Source organism: Lutibacter sp., from assembly GCF_040883305.1.
Classification (GTDB): Bacteria; Bacteroidota; Bacteroidia; order Flavobacteriales; family Flavobacteriaceae; genus Lutibacter.
Genome location: NZ_JBFLKT010000342.1, coordinates 1 through 10405, shown reverse-complemented (window position 1 = coordinate 10405; position 10405 = coordinate 1). Strand labels below are relative to the sequence as shown.

8 protein-coding genes and 1 tRNA gene are annotated in these 10405 nt (G+C 31.6%); all 9 read left to right on the top strand.

Annotated elements, in window-relative coordinates:
* Nucleotides 1-903 (top strand): FtsW/RodA/SpoVE family cell cycle protein (locus AB1Z17_RS11085; protein WP_368051859.1); only part of this gene is annotated, 903 nt, incomplete at its 5' end.
* Entirely contained in the window at nt 887-1981 is a 1095-nt protein-coding gene (gene murG / locus AB1Z17_RS11080) for an undecaprenyldiphospho-muramoylpentapeptide beta-N-acetylglucosaminyltransferase (RefSeq protein ID WP_368051858.1), read from the top strand. The genes AB1Z17_RS11085 and murG, both read left to right, overlap by 17 nt.
* Nucleotides 1982-3337, top strand: a complete 1356-nt coding sequence (gene murC / locus AB1Z17_RS11075; protein ID WP_368051857.1) for a UDP-N-acetylmuramate--L-alanine ligase — start codon at nt 1982-1984, stop codon at nt 3335-3337.
* Nucleotides 3327-4049, top strand: a complete 723-nt coding sequence (locus AB1Z17_RS11070) for a cell division protein FtsQ/DivIB (protein WP_368051856.1) — start codon at nt 3327-3329, stop codon at nt 4047-4049. The genes murC and AB1Z17_RS11070 overlap by 11 nt, the downstream gene beginning before the upstream one ends.
* 3 nt (nt 4050-4052) lie before the next feature.
* Entirely contained in the window at nt 4053-5381 is a 1329-nt protein-coding gene (gene ftsA / locus AB1Z17_RS11065; RefSeq protein ID WP_368051855.1) for a cell division protein FtsA, read from the top strand.
* A gap of 46 nt (nt 5382-5427) precedes the next feature.
* On the top strand, nt 5428-7338 hold the full coding sequence (gene ftsZ / locus AB1Z17_RS11060; protein ID WP_368051854.1) for a cell division protein FtsZ: 1911 nt from the start codon (nt 5428-5430) through the stop codon (nt 7336-7338).
* A 121-nt stretch (nt 7339-7459) separates the two neighbouring features.
* A complete protein-coding gene (locus AB1Z17_RS11055; RefSeq protein ID WP_368051853.1) occupies nt 7460-7909 on the top strand; it encodes a GatB/YqeY domain-containing protein in 450 nt (149 codons plus the stop codon).
* A gap of 11 nt (nt 7910-7920) precedes the next feature.
* A tRNA-Arg gene (locus AB1Z17_RS11050) sits at nt 7921-7994 on the top strand.
* Between the two features lie 123 nt (nt 7995-8117).
* Nucleotides 8118-10405: multiheme c-type cytochrome (locus AB1Z17_RS11045; RefSeq protein WP_368051852.1), on the top strand; the 2288-nt coding region annotated here is incomplete at its 3' end.

Sequence of the window (10405 nt, the reverse complement as noted above, 5' to 3'; positions counted from 1 at the left end):
GTTATTGGAGGTGCAAATGCAAGTAGATGGATTCAAATACCATTTATTGGTGTAGGTTTTCAAACATCTACACTGGCAGGTGTGGTTTTAATGATTTTTGTAGCGAGATATTTAGCTAAAAATAAAGAAAAAACAATCAATTTTAAAGAAAGTCTTTGGAAATTGTGGTTGCCGGTAGCAATTACACTAGCTTTTATTTTACCAGCAAACTTTTCAACAACTGCTATCATTTTCTCAATGGTATTGCTATTGACTTTTTTAGGAGGGTATCCTTTTAAATATTTGGCATCAATTATTGGAATGGGAATTGTAGCATTGGTGCTATTTGTGCTAATAGCAAAAGCATTTCCAAATGCAATGCATAACAGAGTAGATACTTGGATTAGTAGAATAGAAAATTTTTCTGATAAAAATGCTGAGGAAGGATATCAGGTTGAAAAAGCAAAAATTGCAATTGCAAGTGGCGGATTACAAGGCAGAGGTCCAGGAAAAAGTGTCCAAAAAAACTTTTTACCACAATCTTCTTCGGATTTTATTTTTGCCATAATTGTTGAAGAATATGGTTTAATATTTGGCGCGTTAACAGTTATATTAATGTATCTATTATTGTTAATAAGAATATTGGTAGCAGCTAAAAAGGCCACCACTATTTTTGCAACCTTATTAATAATTGGTGTCGGTTTACCAATTATTTTTCAAGCAATTATAAATATGGCGGTAGCCGTAAATTTATTTCCAGTTACAGGGCAAACGTTGCCACTTATTAGCAGTGGAGGAACCTCTATCTGGATGACCTGTTTTGCAATTGGCATTATTTTAAGTGTCACAGCAGAAAAAGAAAAAATTATTGATTCTGAAAATGAAGAAAACCCTTTAGATATTTTACATGAAGCAATCGATTAATATTATATTAAGTGGTGGTGGAACAGGTGGACATATTTACCCAGCAGTTTCAATAGCAAATCAGCTAAAGGAAAAATATCCTGAAGCTAATTTCTTGTTTGTGGGTGCAAAAGATAGAATGGAAATGGAAAAAGTTCCGCAGGCCGGCTATGAAATAAAAGGGCTATGGATTTCAGGAATACAAAGAAGTTTATCATTAAAGAATTTAGCATTTCCATTTAAACTAATTAGTAGTTTGTGGAATGCATTTAAAATTATAAGAAAATTTAAACCAACAATTGTAATTGGAACAGGTGGTTTTGCAAGTGGTCCAACATTATATGTAGCAAGTATTAGAGGTATTAAAACGTTAATTCAAGAGCAAAATTCGTATCCAGGAATTACAAATAAATTATTGAGTAAAAAAGCCGATACAATTTGTGTGGCTTATGACGGTTTGGAACGATTTTTTCCTTCGGATAAAATTGTAAAAACAGGAAATCCAGTTAGACAAGATTTATTAGCAATTGAAAGTAAACGAGAAGTAGCAATTAAGTTTTTCGATTTAAAATCTGATAAAAAAACCTTACTAATAATTGGAGGAAGTTTAGGAGCAAGAGCAATTAATAATTTAATTGAAGAACATATTAATTGGCTGGTCGAAAATAAGGTGCAAGTTATTTGGCAAACAGGGAAGTTGTATTATGATGAGTTTAAAAAATACGATGCTTTAGAAGGAGTGCAAACACATGCTTTTTTAAACAGAATGGATTTAACTTACGTAGCGGCAGATTTTATTATTAGTAGAGCAGGAGCAAGTTCAATTTCAGAATTATGCATTGTAGGGAAGCCAGTTATTTTTATTCCATCGCCTAATGTTGCAGAAGACCATCAAACAAAAAATGCACTTTCTGTAGTTACTAAAAATGCAGCTTTATTATTGAAGGAATCTGAACTGAACATGTTTCAAAATATGTTTTTAGAATTAAAAAATGATCTTGAATTACAACAGAAATTAAGTAAAAATATTAAAGGATTGGCATTGCCAAACGCTACAAAAGATATTGTATTAGAAATAGAAAAATTAATAAATAATTAGTTGAATTTAAACAGTATACATAACGTTTATTTTATAGGTATTGGAGGCATCGGCATGAGTGCTATTGCAATTTATTTTAAAAGCAATGGTAAAAATGTTGCTGGTTACGATAAAACACCTACTGAAATTACAAATACGCTTCAAAAAATGGGAATTAAAATTCATTTTGAAGATACTGTAAATTTAATTGATGAAACATTTAAAGACACTAAAAACGCTGAAAGTACCTTAGTAATTTATACTCCAGCTGTACCTAAAAACCATACAGAATTAAATTATTTTATTGAGAATAAATTCACGGTTTTAAAGCGATCAGAAATATTAGGAGAAATCACAAAGAATACTAATTGCTTAGCAGTTGCAGGAACACACGGAAAAACTACAACTTCAACAATTTTAGGTCATATTTTAAAAGAAGCGGATGTAAATGCAACTTCTTTTTTAGGTGGAATTTCAGAAAATTATAATTCAAATATAATATTAGGCGGTAACGAGGTTTCTGTAGTTGAAGCTGACGAGTTTGATCGCTCATTTTTAAAATTGTCTCCAAATATTGCTTGTATTACTTCTATGGATGCAGATCATTTAGATATTTATGGTGCTCAAAGTGAATTAGAAAAATCTTTTCAAGAATTTGCAGGCAAAGTCTCAGATACACTAATTGTTAGAAAAGGGTTACCAATTAAAGGGCAAACTTTTGGAATAGAAGAAGATGCAGATTATAATGCATTCAAAATTAGAATAGAAAATGGAGCTTATATTTTTAATGTAAAAACACCAACTGAAACATTTGAAAATATAAAAATATATATACCAGGAAAACATAATGTGCTAAATGCAGTGGCAGCTTTGGCAATGGCAAATAGTTTTGGAATCTCATTACAAGTCATTGCTAAAGCTTTACTAACTTTTAAAGGCATAAAAAGACGTTTTTCGTATAAAATTAATACAGATAACTTGGTGTTGATTGATGATTATGCACATCACCCAACCGAGATAAATGCAGTTATAGATTCGGTGAAAGAAATGTACCCAGAACAAAAAGTTTTAGGTGTTTTTCAACCACATTTATATAGCAGAACTAGAGATTTTGTAAAAGATTTTGCGCAAAGTTTAGCGCGTTTTGATGAGTTGATTTTATTAGATATTTATCCAGCAAGAGAATTGCCACTACAAGGTGTAAATTCTAAGTGGTTATTGGAGAAGATTTCAAGTAAAAACAAACAACTTTCTTCAAAGGAAAATTTAATAGAGAATATATTAAAATCTAACGCACAAATTATCGTTGTAATTGGAGCAGGAGATATTGGTGAACAAGTAGAAAATATTAAAAAAAGTTTAACAGTTGAAAATTAGTTGGAATTACATAAAAGGATTTTTATTACTAGGCTTAGTAGTTTTTTTGTATGGTTTTTCACATCAAAAACATACTGCAAGAAAAGTACATAGTATAACTGTTGAATTTGAACAAGGAGAAAACCTATTTATGAATTATGAAATGGTTAATAAATTGTTAATACAAAAAGGAAAATCAGTTCTAAATGAAGCAAAAACTGTTATAGATTTACAAAAACTTGAAGCAAATGTACTATCACATTCCATGGTAGAGAACGCTGCTGTTTTTTTAACGGTTGATGGTGTGCTAAAAACAAAGATAAAACAGCGAACACCAATTGCCAGAGTTATGTCAAACACTAATAGTTATTATATTGATAAACAGGCTACAATAATGCCATTATCAGAAAATCACTCAGCTAGAGTTTTATTAGTTTCAGGAAATATAACAGAAAAAGATATAGATGGAATTTATCTTTTAGTAACAACAATTTTGGAAGATGATTTTTTAAAAAAACAAATTATTGGTGTCCAAAAAACGATGCAATATCAATATGTTTTAAAAACCAGAATTGGAGAGCAAAATATTGAATTAGGTAAAATTGAAGATTTAGATTCAAAATTTAAAAATCTAAAGTCGTTTTTTACCAAAACAATGGCTGATCAAACAATAGATAAATACACATCAATAAATTTAAAATATAACAACCAGGTTGTTTGCACAAAAAAATAGGGTATGGAACATAACGATATTTCGGTAGGATTAGATATAGGAACAACAAAAATTGTTGCTATGATAGGTCGTAGAAATGAATATGGGAAAATTGAGTTACTTGGTACTGGAAAAGCCAAGAGTTTAGGTGTACACCGTGGTGTTGTAAATAATATAACACAAACCATACAGTCCATTCAAATGGCTGTAGATGAGGCAATTGCTGTTTCGGGGATTAAAATAGATGAGGCCGTTGTTGGTATTGCCGGGCAGCATATTAGAAGCTTGCAACACAGTGATTACATTACACGCCCAAATGCCGAAGATGTTATAGATGAAGAAGATTTAGAAAAATTAGAAAAGCAGGTTCACAAATTGGTAATGTTACCAGGTGAAGAAATTATACATGTATTGCCTCAAGAATTTAAAGTAGATGGGCAACCTGAAATTGCACAACCAGTTGGTATGTATGGTGGAAGGTTAGAAGCTAATTTTCACGTAGTTGTAGGTCAGGTTTCTTCTATAAGAAACGTAGGGCGTTGTATAAAAAGTGCGGGTTTAAACTTAGCGGGGATTACATTAGAACCTTTGGCTTCGGCAGAAGCAGTTTTAAGTATTGAAGAAAAAGAAGCAGGTGTTGCTTTAATTGATATAGGTGGTGGAACAACTGATTTGGCTATTTTTAAAAACGGAATTATTCGTCATACAGCTGTTATTCCTTTTGGAGGAAATGTAATTACGGAAGACATTAAAGAAGGTTGTTCTATTATAGAAAAACAGGCAGAATTATTAAAAACAAAATTTGGATCGGCTTGGCCAGGTGAAAACAAAGACAACGAAATTGTGTCGATTCCAGGTTTAAGAGGGCGAGAACCTAAAGAAATAACCCTGAAAAACTTGTCTAAAATTATTCATGCACGTGTAGTAGAAATAATTGAACAAGTATTTTTAGAAATTAAAAATTATGGTCACGAGGAGCCAAAGAAAAAATTAATTGCGGGGATTGTTTTAACAGGTGGAGGAGCAAATCTAAAACATCTAAAACAGTTGGTTGAGTATATTACAGGTATGGATACCAGAATTGGATATCCTAATGAAAATTTAGCTGGAGATTCTGACGAGATTTTTTCCAGTCCACAATATGCAACTGCTGTAGGACTTTTAATGAATGGTTTAAACAGACTGGATAAGAAAAACTTAAAAACAAAACAGCAGCAAGCAGTTCAAAAAGAGGAAGCTATAGAAAAAGATAATGAAGTTGAAGAAGAAATTGAAGTACGAAAAGAACCAAAAAAATCTATTTTCGAAAAATGGGGAGATAGGTTTAGAGATTTTTTAGACAACGCAGAATAACATAAAATAGTAAGAAAAAGAAAAATAACACCAATAAATTAATATTATGAGCAGTTCAGATTTTAGCAACATTTCATTCGATTTACCAAAAAATCAGTCAAACGTAATAAAAGTAATAGGAGTAGGAGGCGGTGGTAGTAATGCCGTAAACCACATGTACTCTCAAGGCATTAACGGAGTTGATTTTGTTATTTGTAATACCGATGCTCAGGCATTACAAAATAGCCCAATTCCAACTAAAATTCAATTAGGAGTTTCGTTAACTGAGGGTTTAGGAGCTGGAGCAAATCCAGAAGTTGGAGAACAAGCCGCAATAGAAAGCATTCAGGAAATTAAAGATATGTTATCTTCCAATTCTAAAATGGTGTTTATAACTGTTGGAATGGGTGGAGGAACTGGAACTGGTGCTGCGCCAGTTATAGCTAGAGTTGCGCGTGAATTGGATTTGTTAACTATTGGTGTGGTTACAATTCCTTTTTCTTTTGAAGGTAAAATGCGTAACGATCAAGCTCAAAAAGGAATCGAAAGATTACGTGAATATGTAGATTCTTTAGTGGTAATTAATAATAATAAATTAAGAGAGGTTTATGGAAATTTAGGGTTTAAAGCAGGTTTTTCTAAAGCTGATGAAGTGTTGTCAACAGCTTCCAGAGGAATTGCTGAAGTTATAACCCACCATTACACTCAGAATATAGATTTAAAAGATGCAAAAACGGTACTTTCTAATAGTGGAACTGCAATTATGGGATCTGCAACTGCATCTGGCGCAAACAGATCTTTAGAAGCTATTACTAAAGCATTAGATTCTCCTTTATTAAACGATAATAAAATTACAGGTGCTAAAAATGTGTTGTTATTAATTGTGTCTGGAGCAGAAGAAATTACCATTGATGAAATAGGCGAAATCAATGATTATATTCAATCAGAAGCTAAAACTAATGTAAATATAATAATGGGTGTTGGTGAAGATGAAAATTTAGGAGATGCTGTTGCGGTAACTGTTGTTGCTACGGGATTTAATAAAGACCAACAACATGAAATTTCGAATACTGAAGCTAAAAAAATAATTCACACTCTTGGTGAAGAACAAGAAGCTTCATTTGATTTTTCAGAAAAAACTACGATTAAAACAACGCCAAATACTACAAATCAATCTTTAAACCATAAAGATGAGGTTGAAGATAAAATTGTTTTTGAATTGGGAGACGAAGAGGAAGATGATTTTTCTATTATACCAACTACAGAATTTATAAAAAACATTGATGTGGTTTATGAAGAAGTTTCACTTAATCCTATAAATGAAGATGATTTTGTAATTACTCCAATACAAGCTGAAATCGAGGAAATACAAGTTGTTGAAGAAGAAAAACAAATCGAATTTACATTTGATATGCCACTTTCAGCAAAACCAAAAAAACAGATTGTTGATGAGCCAGAGATAGCCGCAAATTCAATTGAAGTTGTTGATCATGAAGTAGTTGTGCCAGGGAAAAAAGTTGAGGAAGATGTATATTTTACTTTAGAAGACTATACGGAATTAGAAGATAATTTATCAAAAGCAACCAAACCAGTTGTTAAAATAGATAATGAAATAGAAAATGAGGAGTTAAACCTTACACTTCATTCTACGAAAAAAACAGAGATTGATGTTAATGATCAAGTGGTTATAGACCATAAAGAAGTTTCTCCATTAGATTTAACAATAGCTGAATTGCAAAAAAGAGCAGCAGACAGAAGAGAGAAAATGAAAAATTTCAACTATAAATTTATTAATAAAGTAAATAAAAATATTGATGAAATTGAAAAAGAACCAGCCTATAAAAGAATGGGAGTTCAATTAGACCAAACAGCACACTCATCTGAAGTTAATCAATCAAGAACTACATTGGATACCGATGAGAATGACGATTTAAAATTTAGATCAAACAATTCTTTTTTACATGATAATGTAGATTAAAAATATTGCCCAAAGACGGAAGCCCTTAGATTTATTTTCTAAGTTTTAGACTCGGAAATCTTTATGAAAAATAAAGGTTTTCGGGTTCTTTTTTTTATCTTCGTGTAATAAATTTAATAATATGGGTTTACAACAAAATTTAATGGTTAAAATTAAAGAAGCTATGAAATCTAAAGATAAAGTAGCTTTAGAATCTTTAAGAGCCATAAAGTCTGAAATATTATTAGCACAAACTAAAACGGGAGCTAAAGAAGAGTTAACTGAAGACGAAGAAATAAAACTGCTTCAAAAATTGGTAAAACAACGAAAAGATAGTGCTGTTTTATATAAAGAACAAGGTAGAGATGATTTAGCAGATCCAGAATTAGCACAGGTTGCAATTATTGCACAGTTTTTACCAGAACAATTAGACCAAGCTGCATTAAACAAAATTATTGCAGATATTATTGCCAAAGTTGGTGCAACTTCAATGAAAGATATGGGTAAAGTTATGGGAATGGCATCTAAACAACTGGCGGGTAAAGCCGATGGTAAAGCTATTTCTATTGCCATAAAGCAATTATTAGGATAAATTTTAATTATGGCCTCGTGGCGCAACTGAATAGCGCACTGGATTTCGGCTCCAGCGGTTGCAGGTTTGAATCCTGCCGGGGTCACTAAAAAAACACTTAAATTAGCCTTAACCCTTGTAAATCATTGTTTTACAGGGATTTTTTTAAAACTTAGAAGTAGTTAAATACATTAAATTAGCTTTTTTAAAGTGTAAATATTTCTTTATAATGATTATTAAAACTAATCCAACTATTTCTGCTAACTTTTTATTTAGGATTTCAATTTTACTGCTTATTTTTAGTTTTATTTCTTGCAACAATAAAAAAGAAGAAGAGTACTCTCCTCTTCAAATTTCTCTAAATAATCACAAACACGATGAGGGTTTTATAGGGTCGGCAAATTGTATTGAATGTCATAAAAAAGAATACAATGAATGGATGGGTTCTGACCATCAATTGGCTATGCAATTACCTAAAGATAGCACTGTTTTGGGTGATTTCAATAACTCAAAATATACAATTTATGGAGTTACAAGCACTTTCTTTAAAAGAGACAGTTTGTTTATGGTTAATACACAAGGACCTGATGGAAAATATTCTGATTTTGTGGTGAAATATACTTTTGGAGTATATCCTTTACAACAATACCTAGTTATTTTTCCTAAAGGAAAATTACAAGTGCTAACTCCTTTTTGGGATACACGTTTAAAAGAAGATGGTGGACAAAAGTGGCAACATTTATATCCCGATGAATTTATTGCTTCACACGATGAGCTAAATTGGGGGAGACCATTGCAAAATTGGAATTATATGTGTGCTGAATGCCACTCCACCAATGTTAAAAAAAATTACGACCCAAATACGCAAATGTATAATACAACTTTTGATGAAATAAATGTTTCTTGTGAAGCGTGCCATGGACCGGGAGATTTACATGAAAAATGGGCACAAGATACCCTTCAAAATGTAAAAAACATGGGACTGATTTTTGACATCATGGACAGAGATCCAAGCCTATGGAATATTAATCCAGAAACAGCAAAAGTAACACGTTCAAAACCCAGAACTTCAAATATGCAAGTAGAATGGTGTGGGCGTTGCCACTCTAGAAGATCTCAGTTAACAGATGAATACACATTTGGAAAAATGTTAGAACATACACATCAAGTGGCGTATTTAGATTATCCTTTATATAATGATGATGGAACTAATAATGATGAAGATTATGTATATGGATCTTTTCTTCAAAGTAAAATGTATGCAAAAGGAGTTACTTGTAAAGATTGTCACAATGTGCATAGTGGAAAATTAAAAGGTGGTAAAGAAAATGTTTGTTTTCAATGCCATATGCCTAGCAAATATAAAACCAAGGAACATCATAAACACGATGAAAATGGTACTGGAGCACGTTGTATAAGTTGTCATTTACCAAAAATTACCGTAATGGTAGTTGATCCTCGTTCAGACCATAGTATGCGTATTCCAAGACCTGATATTAGTTTAAAAACTGGAGCTGTAAATGCTTGTAATAATTGTCATACAGATAAATCCAATGAATGGGCATCCGAAGAATTTAACAAATGGTATGGCAATAAATACGATACTATTACACATTATGGTTTTGCTTTTCATAATATAAGAACAAATAAACCAAACGCTCAATCCGACTTAAATAAAGTTATTAATGATAAAAACATGGCAAATATTGTTGTTGGAACAGCTATCAGATATCAAGATTATAGGAATAATCCTTTAGCTTTTGATAATTTAAAAATGACGCTAACATCTCCAAGTCCGTTAGTGAGAAGGGCTGGGTTAGAATCTTTAAGAAATTTACCAAAAGAACAACAATTTAAATATGCGCTACCTCTAGTAAATGATACCGTTTATGGTGTAAGACATATAGCAAATAGCTTAATTTATGATATGCCAGCTACAAATTTATCTGCCGGACAACTAGAGCTAGTGCAAAAAGCTAGAAAAGAATACATAAATCAGTTATTATATTATCAAGATCGCTCTCTAGGTTTATCATCCGTTGGGGTTGCTGCTATTGGTTTGGGAAAACTAGATCAGGCGGAAGATTATTTTAAAAAAGCGATTGCATTAGATACTTTAAATTTAATAGCGAAAATTAATTATGCCGATTTAAAACGGATGCAAGGCGAAAACGACGCATGTATAACTTTACTAAATGAAGTACTAACAATAGATAATACATTTTCTCTAGCATATCAAGGGCTGGCTTTTGCTTATATTAGAAATGGAGATAAGGCAAAAGCATTTAAAACATTAGAAACTGCTAAAACAATTGTTAAAAATGATCCTCAAAACCATTATTATTATGCGTTAATGCAAAATGATTCAGGAAAAAGTAAAGAAGCAATTGCAACTATTATGAAAGCATTGAAAACCTATCCGAACAATGAGCAATTATTAACCTTAGCGTATTCTATTTATAGAGACAGAGGTGATACTGTTGAAGCTAAAAATGTATTAAATACTTTGGTAAGAGT

What these genes read in the sequence shown, in the direction of transcription:
- murG (WP_368051858.1), top strand. Translation starts at nt 887, where the DNA reads ATGAAGCAATCGATTAATATTATATTAAGTGGTGGTGGAACAGGTGGA.
- ftsA (WP_368051855.1), top strand. Translation starts at nt 4,053, where the DNA reads ATGGAACATAACGATATTTCGGTAGGATTAGATATAGGAACAACAAAA.
- ftsZ (WP_368051854.1), top strand. Translation starts at nt 5,428, where the DNA reads ATGAGCAGTTCAGATTTTAGCAACATTTCATTCGATTTACCAAAAAAT.
- AB1Z17_RS11055 (WP_368051853.1), top strand. Translation starts at nt 7,460, where the DNA reads ATGGGTTTACAACAAAATTTAATGGTTAAAATTAAAGAAGCTATGAAA.